Annotated in this window: 16 protein-coding genes; 14 read left to right on the forward strand and 2 right to left on the reverse strand. The window is 63.1% G+C overall.

Features of this window, described 5'->3' with window-relative positions; all coding sequences use genetic code 11:
• Positions 1–95: 95 nt before the first annotated feature.
• Positions 96–398, forward strand: a complete 303-nt coding sequence (locus AC4P1R_RS00095; protein ID WP_069459679.1) for an integration host factor subunit beta — start codon at positions 96–98, stop codon at positions 396–398.
• Positions 399–605: 207 nt separating this feature from the next.
• Complete coding sequence (locus AC4P1R_RS00100) at positions 606–947, forward strand: LapA family protein (protein WP_069459678.1); 342 nt, start codon at positions 606–608, stop codon at positions 945–947.
• Positions 948–993: 46 nt separating this feature from the next.
• Here AC4P1R_RS00100 and AC4P1R_RS00105 read toward each other — a convergent pair whose 3' ends face one another.
• The gene (locus AC4P1R_RS00105; RefSeq protein ID WP_069460009.1) at positions 994–1,452 is read right to left on the reverse strand and encodes an SRPBCC family protein; all 459 of its coding nucleotides are present in this window, start codon (positions 1,450–1,452) and stop codon (positions 994–996) included.
• Between the two features lie 200 nt (positions 1,453–1,652).
• Here AC4P1R_RS00105 and AC4P1R_RS00110 point away from each other — a divergent pair, with 200 nt between their 5' ends.
• The 5 genes from AC4P1R_RS00110 to olsB all read left to right on the forward strand — a co-directional run bounded on the left by AC4P1R_RS00110 (position 1,653) and on the right by olsB (position 7,528).
• On the forward strand, positions 1,653–2,795 hold the full coding sequence (locus AC4P1R_RS00110; protein WP_069460008.1) for an RsmD family RNA methyltransferase: 1,143 nt from the start codon (positions 1,653–1,655) through the stop codon (positions 2,793–2,795).
• Entirely contained in the window at positions 2,792–3,652 is an 861-nt protein-coding gene (locus AC4P1R_RS00115) for a TrmH family RNA methyltransferase (RefSeq protein ID WP_069459677.1), read from the forward strand. Before AC4P1R_RS00110 ends, AC4P1R_RS00115 begins: the two co-directional genes overlap by 4 nt.
• Positions 3,649–4,149 carry a signal peptidase II gene (gene lspA / locus AC4P1R_RS00120; protein ID WP_069459676.1) on the forward strand — a complete coding sequence of 167 codons (501 nt, stop codon included), beginning with the start codon at positions 3,649–3,651 and terminating at the stop codon, positions 4,147–4,149. The genes AC4P1R_RS00115 and lspA overlap by 4 nt, the downstream gene beginning before the upstream one ends.
• A gap of 47 nt (positions 4,150–4,196) precedes the next feature.
• Positions 4,197–6,359 carry a hybrid sensor histidine kinase/response regulator gene (locus tag AC4P1R_RS00125; RefSeq protein ID WP_492177274.1) on the forward strand — a complete coding sequence of 721 codons (2,163 nt, stop codon included), beginning with the start codon at positions 4,197–4,199 and terminating at the stop codon, positions 6,357–6,359.
• A gap of 287 nt (positions 6,360–6,646) precedes the next feature.
• The gene (gene olsB / locus AC4P1R_RS00130; protein WP_069459674.1) at positions 6,647–7,528 is read left to right on the forward strand and encodes a l-ornithine N(alpha)-acyltransferase; all 882 of its coding nucleotides are present in this window, start codon (positions 6,647–6,649) and stop codon (positions 7,526–7,528) included.
• A gap of 439 nt (positions 7,529–7,967) precedes the next feature.
• On the opposite strand, the gene AC4P1R_RS00135 is transcribed toward olsB, so the two are convergent.
• The gene (locus AC4P1R_RS00135) at positions 7,968–10,253 is read right to left on the reverse strand and encodes an NADP-dependent malic enzyme (RefSeq protein ID WP_069459673.1); all 2,286 of its coding nucleotides are present in this window, start codon (positions 10,251–10,253) and stop codon (positions 7,968–7,970) included.
• A 102-nt stretch (positions 10,254–10,355) separates the two neighbouring features.
• Between AC4P1R_RS00135 and mutS the strand changes: the two genes are divergently transcribed.
• From mutS to AC4P1R_RS00170, 7 genes are all read left to right on the forward strand, one after another.
• A complete protein-coding gene (gene mutS / locus AC4P1R_RS00140) occupies positions 10,356–13,100 on the forward strand; it encodes a DNA mismatch repair protein MutS (RefSeq protein WP_069459672.1) in 2,745 nt (914 codons plus the stop codon).
• Positions 13,101–13,232: 132 nt separating this feature from the next.
• A complete protein-coding gene (locus AC4P1R_RS00145; RefSeq protein ID WP_069459671.1) occupies positions 13,233–16,082 on the forward strand; it encodes a [protein-PII] uridylyltransferase in 2,850 nt (949 codons plus the stop codon).
• Positions 16,079–17,683, forward strand: coding sequence for a murein biosynthesis integral membrane protein MurJ (gene murJ / locus AC4P1R_RS00150; RefSeq protein WP_069459670.1), 1,605 nt, complete (start codon positions 16,079–16,081; stop codon positions 17,681–17,683). Before AC4P1R_RS00145 ends, murJ begins: the two co-directional genes overlap by 4 nt.
• Entirely contained in the window at positions 17,683–18,075 is a 393-nt protein-coding gene (locus tag AC4P1R_RS00155) for a VOC family protein (protein WP_069459669.1), read from the forward strand. Before murJ ends, AC4P1R_RS00155 begins: the two co-directional genes overlap by 1 nt.
• A gap of 73 nt (positions 18,076–18,148) precedes the next feature.
• Complete coding sequence (trpS, locus tag AC4P1R_RS00160) at positions 18,149–19,213, forward strand: tryptophan--tRNA ligase (protein ID WP_069459668.1); 1,065 nt, start codon at positions 18,149–18,151, stop codon at positions 19,211–19,213.
• A gap of 52 nt (positions 19,214–19,265) precedes the next feature.
• Positions 19,266–19,757, forward strand: coding sequence for a universal stress protein (locus tag AC4P1R_RS00165; RefSeq protein WP_069459667.1), 492 nt, complete (start codon positions 19,266–19,268; stop codon positions 19,755–19,757).
• A gap of 107 nt (positions 19,758–19,864) precedes the next feature.
• Complete coding sequence (locus AC4P1R_RS00170; protein ID WP_069459666.1) at positions 19,865–20,431, forward strand: NifU family protein; 567 nt, start codon at positions 19,865–19,867, stop codon at positions 20,429–20,431.
• Positions 20,432–20,517 lie beyond the last annotated feature (86 nt).

A 20,517-nucleotide genomic window follows, 5' to 3' on the forward strand; every position in this document is an offset into this window, starting at 1 on the left:
TGCGCGAGTGGGGCTGACGACATCCCGCAGGCCGCATCAGGCCTTCGAAACGGCAAGAACCGAACAGAACAAGCAAAAAGACGAAGGGGGCGACAGTGATCAAGTCAGAACTGGTGCAGATTGTGGCCGCGCGCAATCCGCATCTCTATCACCGCGACGTCGAAAACATCGTCAATGCGGTTCTCGATGAGATCACGGATGCACTTGCCGCCGGCAATCGTGTCGAGCTGCGCGGCTTCGGCGCCTTCTCCGTCAAGAACCGCCCGTCGCGTTCAGGCCGCAACCCGCGCACCGGCGATGCCGTCTTCGTCGAGGAAAAGTGGGTGCCCTTCTTCAAAACCGGCAAGGAGCTACGCGAGCGGCTCAACCCCGACATGAACGGCAAGGACGAGACTTGACGAGAGATCCTGCGCGTTGCAGTGCCGCGCGTCCTTTCAGTCGCGCAAGGGGCGCTGAAACTCTTTGAACCGGGCGCATCGGCCCGAGCATCGGATCCGATTTTCGGGCCGATGTGCCAGGCAGCGCTCAAGAAGCGACTGAGGCAAACTGCGTGCGGTGATCCGCCGGCACGCTCCATCCAATCGCAATCGAGTCGGAGCGGGTGAATGCTCAAGAAACTCATCAACATCATCGTCTTCGTGCCTTTGGCGGTCGTCCTCGTCGTCCTGAGCGTCGCCAACCGGCAGACGGTGACCTTGGCGCTCAATCCGTTCGAGCCGGCCGACAGCATGCTTTCCGTCTCGGCTCCCTTTTTCGTGTTCCTCTTTCTCGCCGCCATTGTCGGCCTGATCCTCGGTGCCGCCGTCACCTGGTTTGCCCAGGGAAAACACCGCCGTCGCGCACGCAACGAAGCCAATGAAGCCTTGAAGTGGCACAGAGAAGCCGAAAAGCAGCGCAGCGCGGCCGAAAGACTGGTGCAGCCGACGCTACCGACGCCGCAAAACTGAGCGGCGCCCGGTTGTAGCGTTTAGACGCCTGCATGGCTCTCGCGCGTCAGCCTGCCGCTTCGGTTGGACTGCTGACCGCAACATTGAAATTCGTGAAGAACTGCTGTGCGAGCTTCCTGGCTGTCGAATCGATTAGCCGTGATCCGAGTTGAGCGAGCTTGCCGCCGACTTCGGCCTTGACGTCATAACGCAGCACCGTCTCGTCGTTTTCCTCGTCAAGCGTGACATCGGCACCGCCCTTGGCAAAGCCGGCGATGCCGCCCTTGCCTTCGCCCGATATCGTACAGCCGGAGGGCGGACTCAAGTTGGAGAGCGTGACATGGCCGTTGAAAGTTGCCGAAACGGGGCCGATCTTCACTTTCACGACAGCGGCGAGTTCCGTCGGCGATTTCATTTCGAGCGACTGGCAGCCCGGAATGCAACGTTTCAGGATATCCGGGTCGTTCAAACCTTGCCATACGGCCTCGCGGCTGGCCGGAATGCGTTCCTCTCCTGTCATGTCCATGAGCATCGCCTCCCGTTTTGCCCGCGGGATCAAGGGGTGGCAAGCCGCCGACGCCGGTCCTTGTCCCGCTATCGCCTCATCTTCGCAATCGGAAACGGCTTTGCCAAGAGCATTCGCGATGCTATTGCACGCGACGAGCATGTCGCGCGCCCGATGAGCGGAGGCGCCGGATGGTATGATTGAAGGCCAAGGGTCAGCGCGTGAAGGAAAAGGATCGGAGATCAAAGAACGCTTCGGTCACCGCGGCAAAGGGCCGGGGGGCGGAGGCGCGTGGCGGTCGCCACGAACTGCGACATCCGCCCCCGAGGAATGCCGGTCCGAAGGGCAATGCGGCTGGGCCGCCAGCCGCAAAGCCTGTGTCGGAAAGGACAGGGCGGCCGGCGGCGCAGGGGGCGGCGCCGACCCGTCCGGTCGAGCTGAGACACGGCGACAAGCCGGTCGAAACGGTGCCGTTAATCCTGGAGACAGCGGCGACGGCCGGCTATCACCTGATCGACAGCGGCGACGGGGAAAAGCTCGAGCAGTACGGCCCCTATCGTATCGTGCGGCCCGAGGCTCAAGCGCTGTGGCCGAAGTCGGTACCGGCGGTCGTCTGGGACGAGGCGGATGCCATCTTCACCGGCGACACGGACGAGGACGGCATCGGCCGCTGGCGCTTCCCCGGCGAGGTGCTCGGGGAAACCTGGCCGATGCAGCTTCTCGACACGGATTTCCTCGGCCGTTTTACCTCGTTCCGGCATGTCGGCGTCTTTCCGGAGCAGCTTGCACATTGGTCCTGGATGCGAAACCAGGTGGCCTCGGCCGGCCGACCGCTGAAGGTCCTCAACCTATTCGGCTATACGGGTGTCGCCTCGCTCATCGCCGCCAGGGCGGGCGCGGAGGTCACCCATGTCGATGCCTCCAAGAAGGCGATCGGCTGGGCGCGTGAGAACCAGGCGGTGGGGCGGGCCGAAAGGCTGCCGATCCGCTGGATCTGCGACGATGCGATGAAGTTCATCCAGCGCGAGGAACGCCGCGGCATCCGCTACGACATCATCCTCACCGACCCGCCGAAGTTCGGCCGCGGCCCGCATGGCGAGGTCTGGCATCTCTTCGACCACCTGCCGGCCATGCTGGATACTTGCCGGGAGATACTCTCCGACGAGGCGCGCGGCCTGGTGTTGACGGCCTATTCGATCCGGGCAAGCTTCTATTCGATCCATGAGTTGATGCGCGAGACGATGCGCGGGCGCGGCGGCCGGGTGGAGTCGGGCGAGCTCATCATCCGCGAAGGCGGCCTTGATGGCGCGAGCCCCGGCAGGGCGCTCTCCACGTCGCTTTTCAGCCGCTGGGTACCGAAATGAACAAAGAGAGAAACGATCACAGCGCGCCGCGCGTCGGCCAGGTGAAGGAGGTCACCAGCCTCGTCAACCCGGTCATCAAGGATATCCGGGCGCTTTCGCAGAAGAAGCATCGCGACGAGACGCATGCCTTCATGGCGGAAGGGCTGAAGCTAGTGATCGATGCGCTCGATCTCGGCTGGAAGATCAGGACGCTCGTCTATGCCAAGGCGGCAAAGGGCAAGCCGCAGGTCGAGCAGGTTGCGGCCAGGACCATAGCAAAGGGCGGACTTGTTCTCGAAGTGAGCGAGAAGGTGATTTCGACTGTCACCCGGCGCGACAATCCGCAGATGGTGGTCGGCATCTTCGAGCAGCGCTACCGTGCGCTGAAGGACATCCAACCGCAGGAAGGCGAGACCTATGTGGCGCTCGACCGCGTGCGCGATCCGGGCAATCTAGGCACGATCGTCCGCACCGCGGATGCCGCCGGCGCCTCCGGCGTTATATTGGTGGGCGAGACCACCGATCCGTTTTCGCTCGAAACCGTGCGTGCGACGATGGGTTCGATTTTCGCCATGCCGATCGCGCGAGCAAGCGCCGAGGATTTCGTCAAGTGGCAGAAGTCGGCGGATGTTCGGGTCGTGGCGACGCATCTCGCAGGCTCGGTCGATTACCGCACGATAGATTATCGGTCGAAGCCAGTCGTCCTGCTGATGGGCAACGAGCAGGCCGGCCTGCCGGTGGAGCTTGCGCGCCAGGCCACCGCACTCGCCCGGATTCCGCAGGCGGGGCGCGCGGATTCGCTCAATCTCGCCATTGCCACCGGCATCATGCTGTTCGAGGCGCGCCGGCACCTCCTATCATTGGACGGACCCCAATGAGCGGACACCGGACCCTTTTTTCCCGGCCCATGCCGATCGCGCTCTTTGTCGTCATCGCCATTGCCGCAGACCAACTGCTCAAATATCTGGTCGAAGCCTTCCTGCCCTTTCAGCAGGCGGTGCCGGTAATGCCGATGCTCGCGCTCTACCGCACCTACAACTACGGTGTCGCCTTCTCGATGCTTTCCGGCATGGAGGGTTGGTTCATCGTCGGCATGCGCCTGGTCGTCGTCGCCTTCGTTCTGTGGCTTTGGCGTCGGACGCCGAAGGATCGCTTCTTCGCCCATCTTGGCTATGCGATGATCATCGCAGGCGCGCTCGGTAACCTGGTGGACAGGCTGCTGTTCGGCTATGTCATCGACTATATCCTGTTTCATACGGACAACTGGTCTTTCGCGGTCTTCAACCTCGCGGACAGCTTGATCACCATCGGTGCCGGAGCGATCGTTCTCGATGAGCTGCTGCAGACGAAATGGGGCCGCTCGCTAAAACTTTAGCGATACGTTGAAGCCATTCGGAAGGCTTGCCATGCCAGGTTGAAAGCATGAACAAGCCTTCACGACTCGGACAGCGGATGAGGATCACGGCCGCCCACGACGGCGCGCCGTCCGCCACCCGCATTCTTTGCGCCTGTGCGGGTGTTTTGGCCGCACTTGTCGTCCTCACGATCGGTCTCAGCGCAAATCTTCATTTCTTGCCGGCGATCGTCGCCATTGGCGGCTTGTCGGGGGCTTTCCTCATGCTTTCCGGTGAAGGCGAGCCTGGATGGCAAATGCTGCCAGGGAGACAGAGAGGCGTGCCGGAAACTTCGACCATCCATGACGCGCTCGGAGATATTGCTATCGTGCGCGACATGGATGGCCGGATCGTGCAGTCGAATGGCGTTTTTCACCAGGTGCTGGGGCGGGTCAATGTGATGGGCCTGACCTGCGCTTCCCTTGGCCTGAGCTTCGAGCCGAAGCCGGATCCCGATCATTTCCTCGTACGCGTCGCAACGGCGGGGGGAGAACGTCTTTTCGATTGGCACGACGTGATCGTGCGCGAGCCGGGTCGGGGGAGGCTGGTGCGCCACAGCATCGGCCGCGACGTCACCGAGGAAGCGAGGGCGGCGCGCGAGCGGGAGGCGGCGCGCCACCGCGCCGAGGAGGCGAGCCAGGCGAAGTCGCGGCTGCTTGCCACCGTGACGCACGAGATTCGCACTCCGCTGTCCGGAATTCTCGGCATGAGCCACCTGCTCGGACAGACGGAACTTTCTGCGGAGCAAAGGAACTACCTTGCCGACATGCAGCAGTCCGGGCACGCGCTGGTGCAACTGGTCGAAGACCTGATTGACTTCTCCTCGCTTTCCGCCGGGCGGTTCCAGTTGCACCCATCCCGTCAGGATCTGCGGCTAGTGGTCGAAAACGTCGTGGAAATGCTCTCCCACCGGGCGCATGAAAAGGGCATCGAGATTGGCGCGACCATTGCGGCGGATGTGCCCACCTCGATGATCTTCGACGCGGCGCGGCTGCGGCAGGTGCTGTTCAACGTCGTCGGAAATGCCGTGAAATTCACGGAAACCGGCGGCGTTCTCGTCTCGGTTGCCAGGATCGAGGGCGCGCTGCGAATCCGGATTGACGATAGCGGGCCGGGTATGTCGGAGGTCGAGGTTGCCCGCGTTTTCGAGGAATTCGAGCAGGCCGGCGACGACGCCCAGCGCGCGAAGGGAACCGGTCTCGGCTTGGCGATCTCGCGTCGGATCATGGAAGCCTTCAGGGGCAGCTTGACGGCATCGAGCGTCGCCGGAAAGGGAAGCCGATTCGAGATATGCTTTGCGATGGAAGGTGCCGAGCCATCTTTGCCGAGCCGGAACGGAGTGCTCGCCGGCGCGCATGTTCTCGTCATGGCTCCGGAGGGCCCGGCCTCGGCCGCGCTTGCCGCGACCATCGAAACGCTCGGCGGCTCCTGTCATCGGGCTCCGACGCTCGATGCGGCCCGAAGCCTTGTCAAGGATGTGCTGCAGGATCGCCTGCGCTTGACCGACATCATCGTCGACCACCGACGGGCGGATGACTTCCAGCAACTGCTTTTGCTTCACCCGGCGCTGGATCGCCTTGGGCTGCGGAGGACCTACCTCATCAATCCGGAAGAGCGCAGCAGTCATCCGGTGCATCGCCTGGGCGGCTACGCGGCGTGGCTGATTCGTCCTTTGCGCGAAAAATCACTGGTCGAGGTGCTGCTCGGCCGCCTGAAGGGAATTGAGAGCCGGGACGCGATCGCCGACAACAGACCTGTGCTCCGCGACGCACCCGCAACGGCCGGGGCTGGCAAAGCTGTCCATCGCGTCGTTCTGGCCGAGGACGATCCGGTCAATGCATTGATGCTACGGACGATGCTCGAGCGCAATGGGCATGCCGTACAGCACGTGGCGGACTTTTCCGCGCTTGAAACCCTTCTGCACGAGCCCGGCGCCAATGGGCCAGCGATAGTCGTCACGGATCTCAACATGCCGGGCGGCGACCTTCCCGCCATGCTGAGACGGCTGCGCCGAGAAGGTGCCTCCCACGATCGGCGTCGGCTCCCCGTCCTGGTGCTGACGTCCGACGGCCGCAGCGATCTTCACCAGAGCCTCACCATCGCCGGTGCCGACGCGGTGCTGACTAAGCCCGCCGAACCGGCGCAGCTCCTTGCCGAAGTCGCGCGCCTCATCGAAACGGGCAAGGCCTGATCCAACCTACGCGGATATTGACCGATTGCGTGGGACCGGCCGCGGATGTCCAAAAAATGTCTCAAGAAAAGAGCTGAGCGGATGAAGCCTTGGCTTGCCAACGCAAGTCTGCTTGGGGCTTGCCCGCTGGTCTGCTGCCTGTATCTTACGATTTAAGATGCATGCTGCGGCAAAAGTGCTACAGCGGACTTTGCGCTTCTATTGGATGCGCGACGCGCAGTGTCACTATCTTGTTGCACAAACGTGTTCTAAGCCCGGCAGAAACTGACGATTCGGGATGACACGAAATGGCGCTCGAGCTTTTGGAATCGACAAGCGTGGTAGATACGTCGCAGGCTTGCCCCCGCAAGACGATTGCCGTTCCGGCAACGGCCGTCCTCGGCCGCATTGCCAATCTCGAGACGCGACTTGCTCGCTCCGCCTCCGAGATCGACGCCGCGCAGGCGGTCCGTTACAGGGTCTTCGTCGAGGAGATGAGAGCGCAGGTCGCACCGGAAGCCGAAATGCGCAAGCGCGATGTGGATAGCTGGGATTCGATCTGCGATCATCTCCTCGTGCTCGACACCGCCATCGAAGGCGATCCGGAGGAACAGATCGTCGGCACCTATCGCCTGCTCCGCCAGGACGTGGCCGAGCGCGCCGGCGGTTTTTATTCCGCTTCGGAGTTCGCGATCGACAAGCTGCTCGCGCGCCACCCTGACAAGCGCTTCATGGAGCTCGGACGTTCTTGCGTCCTGCCGGAATATCGGACCAAGCGTACGGTCGAACTGCTTTGGCAGGGCAATTGGGCCTATGCGCTCAGGCATGGCGTCGATGCGATGTTCGGCTGTGGCTCCTTTCCGGGCGTGATTCCCGAGGAGCACGCGCTCGCTCTTTCCTTCCTGCACCACAATGTTCTCGCCCGAGACGATTGGGCCGTCGCTGCGCGGCCGGAGCTCCACCGCACGATGGACCTGATGCCGTCCGAGGCGATCAATCCGAAGAAGGCGCTGGCGGCCCTGCCGCCGCTCATCAAGGGCTATATGCGTCTCGGCGCCATGGTCGGTGACGGTGCAGTGGTCGATCACGCCTTTCGCACGACGGATGTACTGATCGTCCTGCCGATCAGCAATATTTCCGGCCGGTATCTCAATTATTATGGCGCCGACGCGGGACGCTTTGCCTCCTGACGTATTTTCTCCAGATACGTGTTCGGCTCCGGCCAGATGGCGAGAGTGAGATCAGCAAATCACAGCCGCGTGGAACCTGGGTCCATTCCCGGGTGGGGCTTTGCTTCGAATCTGAATTGGTATTAACCACTTGTTAAGTATGTGTTTGACTTTCAACGTCGAACGGGGAAGTGTATCTCCGTGGTTGGGCCGAATTTCATAAAGCGAAAGTGTAAAAACAGAAAGGGAAAATCGTAGACTCGACTCGAGGGGGTCGATGTCGCGACGAATTCCCTCTCATTTTTCATGACCTAAGGAAGCGGACCGCCCACGATATATTGAGCCCACTTCCGTTCGGGCGGAGGTGGGCTCCTATTTTGTCTGGGTAAGCTGTGCCGTTACTGAACAGTTAGGGCGCGGCTTGGCGCCGGCGGCGGTTATCGTCCCGAAACGGTCCAGTTCAAGTGCCGGCATTGTAGGCAGCGATGGCCGCCATATTGACGACGTCCGAATCCTTTGCCGACATCGACACGATCTGCACGGACTTGTCGAGGCCGACAAGCAACGGACCGATCACGGTCGAGCCGCCGAGTTCCTGCAGCATCTTGGTCGAGATGGAGGCCGAGTGGAAGGCGGGCATCACCAGTACATTGGCGGTGCCGGAGAGGCGGCAGAACGGGTATTGCTCCATCACCCGGCCGTTGAGTGCGACGTCGGCCGCCATCTCGCCGTCATATTCGAAATCGACGCGGCGCCTGTCGAGTATCTTCACGGCCTCGCGCACCCGCTCGGAGCGTTCGCCGGAGGGGTGGCCAAAGGTCGAATAGGCGAGCATGGCAACGCGGGGCATATAGCCCAGCCGCTTGGCAAGCCCCGCGGCCTCCTCGGCGATGTCCGCCAGTTCCTCGGCCGTGGGCATGTCGTGCACCGCGGTATCGGCAACGAGCACGGTGCGACCGCGGCAGAGCGCGATCGATACGCCGATCACCCGATGGCCGGGCTTGGCGTCGATGCAGCGGCGCACGTCTTCGAGCGCCGTCGAATAGTTGCGCGTCAAGCCGGTGACCATGCCGTCCGCATCGCCGAGCGCCACCATCGAGGCGGCGAAATGGTTGCGGTCGTTGTTGATCAGCCGCTGCACGTCACGGAAGAGATAGCCCTTGCGCTGGAGTCGCGAATAAAGGAAGTCCGTATAGGCGCCGACACGTTTCGACAGGCGCGCATTGACGATCTGAATGCCGGGCCGGTCGAGGTCGATGCCCTCCCGTTCGGCAGTTTCGCGCATCTGCTCTTCGCGCCCGAGCAGGATCGCGGTGCCCAGTTGCTGGTTGGCATAGGCGATAGCCGAGCGCATCATCTGCACCTCCTCGCCCTCGGCGAAGACAATGCGCTTCGGCTGGCGGCGGACACGCTCGTAAATGCGCTGCAGGGTCGAGGCGATCGGATCGCGGCGGGCGGATAGCTGCTGTCCATAGGCGTCCATATCCGCGATCGGCTTGCGGGCCACGCCCGATTCCATGGCAGCCTTGGCGACCGCCATCGGGATGGCAGAGATGAGACGCGGATCGAAGGGGACCGGAATAATGTATTGCGGTCCGAAGCGCGGCCGGTTGCCCTGGTATGCCGCCGCCACGTCGTCCGGCACGTCCTCCTTGGCAAGGCGCGCCAGCGCTTCCGCCGCGGCGATCTTCATCGCATCGTTGATCGTCGAGGCGCGCACGTCCAGCGCTCCCCGGAAGATATAGGGAAAGCCGAGAACATTGTTGACCTGGTTGGGATAATCCGAGCGGCCGGTCGCGACGATGGCGTCGTCACGAATCTGGGCAACTTCTTCCGGAGAGATTTCCGGATCCGGGTTGGCCATCGCGAAGATGATCGGCTTATTCGCCATCGACCGCACCATGTCCGGTGAAAGTGCGCCCTTTGCCGAAAGGCCGAAGAACACGTCGGCCCCCTTGACCGCCTCGGCCAGCGTCCGTGCATCGGTCTCCACCGCATGCGCCGATTTCCACTGGTTCATGCCGTCGGTCCGGCCTTTGTAGATCGCGCCCTTGGTGTCGCAGAGAATGATGTTGTTCGGGGCAAAACCCATTGCCTTGATGAGCTCGACGCAGGCGATTGCCGCGGCACCCGCCCCGTTGCAGACGAGCTTCGTCGACTTGAAGTCGCGACCCGTCAGTGTCAGCGCATTAATGAGGCCGGCGGCGGCGATGATCGCAGTGCCGTGCTGGTCGTCGTGGAACACCGGGATGTCCATGACTTCGCGAAGCCGCTGCTCGATGATAAAGCAGTCCGGCGCCTTGATGTCTTCGAGATTGATGCCGCCGAAGGAAGGGCCAAGGAAGCGCACGCAGTTGACGAATTCATCGACATTTTCCGTATCGACCTCAAGATCGATCGAATCGACGTCCGCGAAGCGCTTGAAGAGGACGGATTTGCCTTCCATGACCGGTTTGGAGGCGAGCGCGCCGAGATTGCCGAGGCCGAGGATTGCCGTGCCGTTCGAAATCACCGCAACCATGTTGCCGCGCGCGGTGTAGTCGTAAGCCGTCTGCGGGTCATCGGCGATCGCCTTCACCGGCACGGCGACGCCGGGCGAGTAGGCGAGCGACAGGTCGCGTTGGGTCGCCATCGGCTTCGTCGGTGAAATCTCCAGCTTTCCGGGGCGTCCCTGTGAGTGGAAGTCGAGCGCTTCCTGGGCGGTTACGCTCGTCATCGCGCGATCGGACTTGTCGGTAGCCGGCATGTTTCCTCAACCTCCTGTGGGCGACCCTACTGGTCAGCCTCTTTGCTATTGTCGTCTATAAAACCTTGCGGATAGTGTGCCATCTCTTTTTTTGGAACAACTATGAATTTGCTGACCGATTCATCGAGCCAAACGGGTGAGATATTCTCAGTGTCCGATCTGGCGAGCGAGGAGAGCCGCTCCGCAGCCACGCCGATGATGGAGCAGTACATCGCGATCAAGGCGAACAATCCCGATTCGCTCCTGTTCTATCGCATGGGTGATTTCTACGAGCTGTTCTTCCAGGACGCGGTCGAGGCTGCGCGCGCGCTCGGCATCACCCTCACCAGGCGCGGCCAACACATGGGCCAGGAAATCCCCATGTGCGGCGTGCCGGTGCACGCCGCCGACGACTACCTGCAGAAACTGATTGCGCACGGCTACCGCGTCGCCGTCTGCGAGCAGGTGGAGGATCCGGCGGAAGCGAAGAAGCGGGGCGGCAAGTCGGTCGTGCGCCGGGACGTGGTGCGCCTGGTGACGCCGGGAACGATCACCGAGGAAAAGCTCCTTTCGCCGTCGGAAACGAATTACCTGATGGCGTTGGCCCGCATCAGAAGCGGCTCGGAGCCGGCCTATGCGCTGGCCTGGATCGACATTTCGACCGGCATCTTCCGCCTTGCCGAGACGATGGAGAGCCGTCTGCTCGCCGACATATTGCGCATCGAGCCACGCGAACTGATCCTGCCCGACACCGTCTTCCACGATCCGGAACTGCGTGCAGTTTTCGACGTGCTCGGCCGTGTCGCCGTGCCTCAGCCGGCCGTGCTCTTCGACAGCGCCACGGCGGAAGGCCGCATTGCCCGCTACTACGGCGTCAAGACCCTCGACGGGTTCGGAAGCTTCTCCCGGGCCGAACTTGCGGCGGCCTCGGCGGCCATTTCCTATGTCGAGAAAACGCAGCTCGCCGAGCGTCCGGCGCTCGGTATTCCCGAGCGGGAAAGTGTCGCTTCGACCCTGTTCATAGATCCCGCCACGCGCGCCAATCTCGAACTGGTGAAGACGCTTTCCGGTGGCCGCGAAGGAAGCCTTCTGCGAGCGCTGGACCGGACCGTAACCAGCGGCGGCGCCCGGCTGCTCGCCGAGCGGCTTATGTCGCCCCTGACCGATCCCGACCGGATCAATCAACGGCTGGATTCAATCGAGATCCTCGCCGATCAGCCAGGCTTCGCCATAGAGGTCCGCGAGGCCCTGCGGCGAGCCCCCGACATGCCGCGCGCCCTGTCGCGGCTCGCCCTCGGTCGCGGCGGTCCGCGCGATCTCGGTGCCATCCAGGCGGGCTTGCGGGCCGCGGCGGCCCTGTCCGCGCTGCTTGCCCGCGCCGAGCTTTCGGCCGAGCTCGACGAGGCGCGAGAGGCGATCGCCGCCCTGCCAGTGGAGTTGCTCGCCCGTCTCGACTCGGCGCTCGCCGAGGAACTGCCGCTCCTGAAGCGCGACGGCGGGTTCCTGCGCGAAGGTGCGAACGCCGAACTCGACGAGATGCGGGCGCTGCGCGACCAGTCGCGCCGCGTCATTGCCGGTCTGCAGCTCAAGTATTGCGAGGAGACAGGCGTCAGGTCGCTGAAGATCAAGCACAACAACGTGCTCGGCTACTTCATCGAGGTGACCGCCGGCAATGCCGGGTCGATGACCGACACGGATGCCGGACGGGCCCGCTTCATCCATCGCCAGACCATGGCGAACGCCATGCGCTTTACCACCACCGAGCTCGCCGACCTCGAAACCAAGATCGCCAACGCCGCCGACCGGGCGCTGGCGATCGAACTCGAAGCCTTTGAGGCGATGACGCGTGAGGTGGTGGCCCATGCCGAGGCGCTCAAGGCGGCGGCGCTGGCGCTGGCGGCGATCGACGTGTCTGCCGCTCTCGCCGTGCTCGCAGAGGAGCAGAACTATGTCCGCCCGATCGTCGACCGGTCGCGGATGTTCGCCATCGACGGCGGACGTCATCCGGTCGTCGAGCAGGCGCTGCGGCGCCAGGTGGCAAGCCCCTTTGTCGCCAATGGCTGCGACCTGTCGCCGCCGGATGCCCAAGAGGCAGGTGCGATCTGGCTGCTCACCGGCCCGAACATGGGCGGCAAATCGACTTTCCTGCGCCAGAACGCACTCATCGCCATCATGGCGCAGATGGGCTCCTTCGTGCCGGCGGTCGCCGCGCATATCGGCGTCGTCGACCGGCTCTTCTCTCGCGTCGGCGCCTCCGACGACCTCGCCCGCGGTCGCTCGACCTTCATGGTCGAGATGGTCGAGACGGCAGCGATCCTCAACCAGGCGACCGATCGCTCGCTGGTGATCCTGGATGAGATCGGCCGCGGCACGGCGACCTTCGATGGCCTGTCGATCGCCTGGGCGGCGGTCGAGCATTTGCACGAGGTCAATCGCTGTCGTGGCCTTTTTGCCACCCATTTCCATGAGTTGACGGTGCTCTCCGAAAAGCTCGGCCGCCTGTCCAATGCGACGATGCGGGTCAAGGAGTGGGACGGCGACGTCATCTTCCTGCATGAAGTCGGGCCCGGCGCCGCCGACCGGTCCTACGGCATCCAGGTGGCCCGTCTTGCCGGCCTGCCGGCATCTGTCGTCGCGCGGGCGCGCGACGTGCTCGCCAAGCTCGAGGACGCGGATCGCAAGAACCCGGCAAGCCAGCTGATCGACGACCTGCCGCTCTTCCAGGTCGCGGTGCGACGGGAGGAGGCCAAGGCGGCCGGGCCATCCGAAGTCGAGGACTCCTTGCGCTCTCTCAATCCGGACGACATGACTCCACGGGAGGCACTTGAGGCGCTGTATGCGCTAAAAAAAGAACTCGCCAGCCGTTGAGCCGGGGTTGCCGGTCCGGGATGTTTTTCCTGTCCATCGACCGGCAAAAAGGCTATACAGCGCCGCGCGTCTTGTCAGACGCGACATTGAGCGACCACATATTCAGTCGGACAGGACGCCTCTCGGCACTTCATGGCCAGCCAAGAAACTTCTTTTCCCGAGATCCTCGACGTAGCGGCGCTTCGGGCGAAGTGCAATTTCATCGCATCGGCCCATGCCGAGCAACGCCAGCCAATGCGCCAGGCCCTGCTTGCGGTCTTGAGGCAGGCCAATGTCGAAGGGCGCGCCAAGGCGCGCGAAATGCTTGCCGCCGATGGCGCCGGAATCCGATGCGCCGAGCGTATCTCCTGGCTGCAGGACCAACTGATAACTGTCCTGCACGATTTCGCGCTTAACGAGGTGTTCGACGCCGCCGAGGCCCCGGATGCTGCGCGCATCGCCGTCGCTGCGGTCGGCGGCTACGGGCGCGGGACGCTGGCGCCGGGATCCGACATCGACCTGCTCTTCCTTCTGCCAGCCAAGAAGGCCGTTTGGGCGGAGCCGGCGATCGAGTTCATTCTCTACGTGCTCTGGGATCTCGGTTTCAAAGTCGGCCATGCGACCCGCACGATCGAGGAATGCATCCGGCTATCGCGGGCCGACATGACGATCCGTACGGCGATTCTCGAAAGCCGCTATATTTGCGGCTCGGAAGCACTGGCAAGCGAGCTCGAGGCACGCTTCGATCACGAGATCGTCCGCAATACCGGCCCCGAATTCATCGCCGCAAAACTCGCCGAACGCGACGAGCGCCATCGCAAGGCGGGCGACACCCGTTACCTCGTCGAGCCGAATGTCAAGGAAGGCAAGGGTGGCTTGCGCGACCTGCACACACTGTTCTGGATCGCCAAGTATTTCTATCGGGTCAAGGATCCTGCCGATCTCGTCAAGCTCGGGGTTCTCTCCAAACAGGAATACAAGCTGTTCCAGAAGTCGGAGGATTTCCTCTGGGCGGTGCGGTGCCACATGCATTTCCTCACCGGAAAGGCGGAGGAGCGGCTGTCCTTCGACATCCAGCGCGAGATCGCCGAGGCGCTCGGCTATCACGACCATCCCGGCCTGACCGCGGTCGAGCGCTTCATGAAGCATTACTTCCTCGTCGCCAAGGACGTTGGCGATCTCACCCGCATCTTCTGTGCGGCACTCGAAGACCAGCAGGCGAAGGACGCGCCGGGAATTTCCGGAGTCATCAGCCGTTTCAAAAACCGCATTCGCAAGATCGCCGGCACGCTCGACTTCGTCGATGACGGTGGGCGCATCGCGCTTGCGAGCCCCGACGTCTTCAAGCGGGACCCCGTCAACCTCCTGCGGCTGTTCCACATCGCCGACATCAACGGGCTGGAGTTCCATCCCAATGCCCTCAAGCAGGTCACGCGCTCGCTGAGCCTTGTCACGCCGCAATTGCGCGACAACGAGGAGGCGAACCGTCTGTTCCTGTCGATTCTGACGTCGCGGCGCAATCCGGAACTGATCCTGAGGCGCATGAACGAGGCGGGCGTGCTCGGCCGCTTTATCCCCGATTTCGGGAAGATCGTCTCGATGATGCAGTTCAACATGTATCATCACTACACCGTGGACGAGCATCTGTTGCGCTCGGTCGATATCCTTTCGCGCATAGAGCGCGGCCTGGAAGAGCAGGGGCACCCGCTGTCGGCCTCGCTGATGCCGGGTGTGGAGGACCGCGAGGCGCTCTACGTCGCGGTGCTGCTGCACGACATTGCCAAGGGCCGCCCGGAGGATCATTCGACCGCCGGCGCGAAGGTGGCGCGCAAGCTCTGCCCGCGGCTCGGGCTTTCGCCGAAACAGACGGAGACCGTGGTCTGGCTGGTCGAGGAGCATCTGACCATGTCGATGGTGGCGCAGACCCGTGACTTGAACGACCGCAAGACCATCGTCGATTTCGCTGACCGGGTGCAGTCGCTCGATCGGCTGCGAATGCTCTTGATCATGACGGTCTGCGATATCCGCGCCGTCGGGCCGGGCGTGTGGAACGGCTGGAAGGGCCAGTTGCTGCGCACCCTCTACTATGAAACCGAACTCCTGCTTTCGGGCGGCTTCTCGGAACTGTCGCGCAAGGAACGCGCCAAGCACGCCGCCCACCAGCTGTCCGAAGCGCTCGAGGACTGGCCGCGCAAGGAGCGGGACGCCTATGTCCGGCTGCACTATCAGCCCTACCTCCTCACCGTCGATATCGCCGATCAGGTCCGGCATGCCGAGTTCATCCGGCAGGCGGACCGTGCCGGCAAAACGCTGGCGACGATGGTCCGCACCCACCAGTTCCACGCCATAACCGAGATCACGGTGCTCTCGCCGGACCATCCGCGCCTGCTCACTGTTATCGCGGGGGCCTGTGCCGCCGCCGGCGCCAACATTGTCGACGCGCAGATCTTCACGACGTCGGACGGCCGGGCACTGGACACTATTCTCGTCAATCGCGAGTTCCGGGTGGACGAGGACGAGACTCGCCGTGCTGCAAGCATCGGCAAACTGATCGAGGATGTGCTCGCGGGCCGCAAGCGCCTGCCGGAGGTCATAGCCAGCCGCGCCCGGACGAAGAAGCGCAACAAAGCCTTCACGGTTACGCCGGAGGTGACGATCAGCAACGCGCTGTCGAACAAGTTCACCGTCATCGAGGTCGAAGGCCTCGACCGGCCAGGCCTCTTGTCGGAAGTCACGGCCGTGCTATCCGACCTCTCCCTCGACATCGCCTCCGCCCACATCACCACCTTCGGCGAGAAGGTAATCGACACTTTCTACGTAACCGACCTGGTCGGTCACAAAATCACCAGCGAGAGCCGGCAGATCAATATCGCCGCCCGCTTAAAGGCCGTGCTGGCGGGCGAGGTGGATGAGGCACGCGCGCAGATGCCTTCCGGCATCATCGCGCCGGCCCCGGTTCCACGCGCATCGCATGAACCCAAATCGACAAAAGCCGAAACATGAGTCTGGTCAAGAAGTTCGCAACTGTTGGCGGCGCAACGCTCGGTAGCCGCGTCTTCGGCTTCGTTCGCGAGACCTTCATGGCGGCGGCGTTGGGCACCGGCCCGGTCGCCGACGCTTTTAATACCGCCTTCCGGCTGCCGAACACGTTTCGCCGGCTTTTTGCCGAGGGAGCCTTCAATTCGGCCTTTGTGCCACTCTTTGCCAGGGAAATCGAGGCCCGCGGCATGGATGGCGCCCGGCGCTTCGCCGAAGAAGTCTTCGGCGTGCTGTTCACTGTGCTTCTGCTTCTGACGATCGCCATGGAACTGGCGATGCCCTTCATTGTGCGGGAACTGATCGCGCCGGGCTTCGCCGATGATGCGGCGAAATTCGCAAGCACCGTCACCTTTGCGACCATCATGTTCCCGTATCTCGCCTGCATGTCGCTCGGCGCGATGATGGCGGGCATGCTCAATTCGCTGCATCGCTATTTCGCCGCCGCGATTGCACCGGTGTTCCTGAACTTCATTCTGATCGGCGTCCTCGCCTTTGCCTGGTACAGCGGCCATGACGCCATCGCCGTCGGCTACGGTCTTTCCTGGGGCGTGTTGGCGGCGGGTTTGGTTCAACTCGCTATCGTCTGGGTCGCCGTGCGGAATGCCGGGATGCGCATCGGTTTGCGGCGCCCACGGCTGACGGCCAACGTCAAACGGCTGCTGGTGCTGGCGCTGCCGGCGGCGATCACCGGCGGCATCACCCAGATAAACCTCTTGATCAACACCAATATTGCCTCGGGAAAGGCGGGTGCCGTGTCGTCGCTCGTCTATGCCGACCGCATCTACCAGTTGCCGCTTGGCGTCGTCGGCATCGCCGTCGCGACCGTGCTTCTGCCGGAGCTTGCGCGTGCGCTGCGCGCCGGCAACCTGAACGAAGCGGCCAATCTGCAGAACCGCTCCGTCGAGTTCACCCTGTTCCTGACATTGCCGGCGGCCGCCGCGCTGCTCGTCATGTCGGAGCCGATCGTCCGGTTGCTGTTCGAGCGTGGCAAGTTCTCGCCGGAATCGACCGTCGTCGTCGGACATATCCTGGCGATCTACGGCCTCGGCCTGCCGGCTTTCGTGCTGATCAAGGCCTTCATTCCCGGTTTTTTCGCGCGAGAGGATACGCGTACGCCGATGATATTCGCCGCCATATCGGTGGCAGTGAACGTGTCTCTGGCCTTGACGCTCTTTCCGTCGCTCGGAGCAGGCGGCATTGCGATTGCCGAGATCGTCGCCGGCTGGGCGAACGCGCTTCTGCTCTTTGCGACGCTCCTGTGGCGCGGACATTGGGGGCGCGACATTCCGCTGCTGACCCGCGTTCCGCGCCTTGTGATCGCCGCAGCGATCATGGCGGCCGCGCTCCACTACGCCGTTCAGTGGTTGGCCTTCCCGCTTTCTTCGGCCGCGCCGCTCGCAGTCCGCGCCGCGACGGTTTGCGCCCTGGTGGCAGTCGCGATGCTGATCTATTTCGCCGCCGCCTTCGGTCTCGGGGGGGCCAGCCTGGCGATGATCGGCCGCAGTCTGAAGCGCAAGGCGGCACCGGCGGCTGCTTCGACAGCAGGTGAAGGGACGGACGAGTGATGAGGCAGACCATTGCCCGTGTCGCCATTCTCGTTCCTGATTATGACGTGGCCATCGCGTTCTATTGCGGCCGGCTCGGCTTCGATCTGATCAAGGATAGCGATCTCGGTGGCGGCAAGCGCTGGGTGCTGGTGCGGCCGAGGGGCGCGAGCGAAACCGCGCTGCTCATCGCCAGGGCCGAGGGCGATCGGCAGACCGCGGCGATCGGCAATCAGACCGGCGGCCGCGTCGGCTTCTTCCTCTTCACCGACGACTTTGCCCGCGAGCATGCGGCAATGCTTGCCGCCGGCGTCGAATTTCTGGAGACGCCGCGCCATGAGGCCTATGGGACTGTCGCCGTGTTCACCGATCCCTTCGGCAATCGTTGGGACCTTCTGCAACCCGCCTCTTGATTGCAGTTGGTCCGCCGTGCATAAGCGCGGCGGTATCAATTGGTGGGCCCTCCACAAGCCCGATGAGGACGACATGAACGAATTCAAGCCGCTCGTATTTTCCGGGGTGCAGCCGACCGGAAATCTGCATCTCGGCAACTATCTGGGCGCGATCCGGAAGTTCGTCGCGCTGCAGGAGAGCCACGATTGCATCTATTGCGTCGTCGATCTCCATTCGATCACTGCGCAGCTTGTCCATGAGGACCTGCCCGGTCAGATCCGCTCGATCGCCGCAGCCTTTATCGCTTCCGGCATCGATCCCGAGAAGCACATCGTCTTCAACCAGTCGGCCGTGCCGCAGCATGCGGAGCTTGCCTGGATCTTCAACTGCGTCGCCCGCATCGGCTGGATGAGCCGGATGACCCAGTTCAAGGACAAGGCCGGCAAGGACCGCGAAAACGCTTCGCTCGGCCTGCTCGCCTATCCGAGCCTGATGGCGGCCGACATCCTCGTCTATCGGGCGACCCATGTTCCCGTCGGCGACGACCAGAAGCAGCACCTGGAACTGACCCGCGATATCGCCCAGAAGTTCAACATCGACTTCATGGATCACATCCGCCGCGGCGGGTATGGCGTCGACATCGTCGTCGGCGAGGAGCCGATTCACGCCTATTTCCCGCCGGTCGAGCCCTTGATCGGCGGCCCGGCGCCGCGCGTCATGTCGCTGCGCGACGGCACCAAGAAAATGTCGAAGTCCGACCCGTCGGATCTGTCGCGTATCAACTTGATGGACGACCCGGAGACCATCGCCAAGAAGATCCGCAAGGCGAAGACCGACCCGGACGCGCTGCCGAGCGAATCGGAGGGGTTGAAGGACCGTCCGGAGGCTGAAAATCTCGTCGGCATTTATGCGGCACTCTCCGACAAGTCGAAAGAAGCGGTTCTTGCCGAGTTCGCCGGACAGCAATTCTCGGTCTTCAAGCCGGCGCTGGTCGATCTCGCCGTCAGCGTCCTCGCGCCGATCAGCGGCGAAATGCGCCGCCTGCTGGACGACACGACGCATATCGACGCAATTTTGCGCAAGGGCGGCGAGCGGGCGCGGGCGCGGGCGGAAAAGACGATGCGGGAAGTTCGCGAGATCATCGGCTTTTTGCAGTAGCCGGCAAAAATGAGACCTTGCGGGCGGCGTGCTGCGATGTAATGTTCGCCGCATGGTTTCGACCCGACTCTCAAGACAGGAAGGTCATCGCCGCAAGTTCATGGCGGTGATCGACGACACGCCCGAATGCAGCCGTGCCGTGCATTACGCCGGCATGCGCGCGAAGAACTCCAATGGCGGTCTCGTGCTGCTCTACGTCATCGCCGATGGCGACTTCCAGCAATGGCTTGGCGTGGAGGAGATCATGCGGGCGGAGGCGCGCGAGGAGGCCGAGGCGACGCTTGCAAAGGTCGCCCAGACCGTGCGGGAAACGATCGGCATCGAGCCGGAGATCGTCATCCGCGAGGGTATTGCCACCGATGAGATCCATGCGCTCATCGAAGAGGATCGCGATATTGCGATCCTCGTGCTGGCAGCCGGCTCGGCCAAGGAGGGCCCTGGGCCGCTGGTGTCGTCCATTGCCGGGAAGGCGGCCGCCTTCCCGATTCCGGTGACGGTCATTCCCGATCTTCTGACCGATGAGGAAATCGACGCGCTGAGCTGACGGATTTGCGGTCGAAGGCGCTTGCGGCGCTGTGCCGGAGCTCCTATATTTTTGAATAATTCTAAAGAGCCGGTCGAGAACCGCTCGCGGCCGCGATGGAGATAGAAATGTTCATTCAAACGGAAGCCACGCCGAATCCGGCCACTTTCAAATTCCTGCCGGGCAAGGTCGTGATGGAGAGCGGTACGGCAGAATTCCGCAGCGAGGAGGATGCGCGCGCCGCATCGCCGCTTGCGGCACGGCTTTTCTCCATTCCCGGCGTGACCGGCGTCTATTTTGGTTATGACTTCATCACGGTCAGCAAGGAGGGGCAGGAGTGGCAGCACCTGAAGCCCGCGATCCTGGGCTCGATCATGGAGCATTTCATGTCCGGGCAGCCGGTCATGTCCGGCGCGGGTCGCGCCGAAGAGACCGACGAGGAAGGCGAGTTCTACGACAAGAGTGACGAGGCGATCGTCGCCACGATTAAGGAACTGCTCGAGACGCGCGTGCGCCCGGCTGTCGCCCAGGATGGCGGTGACATCACCTTCCGCGGCTTCAAGGACGGCACGGTGTTCCTCAACATGAAGGGGGCCTGCTCCGGATGCCCGTCGTCGACTGCGACGCTCCGCCATGGCGTGCAGAACCTGCTGCGCCATTTCGTGCCGGAGGTCGAGTCGGTCGAAGCCGTCTGAGCTCGGACGGACCGTGTTGGATTGAGTGGTCCCGCTGACGGGCCGCTCTCCCTCCAGACATCGATCGCGGCGAGCCGGCTTTCGGT

The organism is Sinorhizobium sp. Y406, from assembly GCF_058732025.1.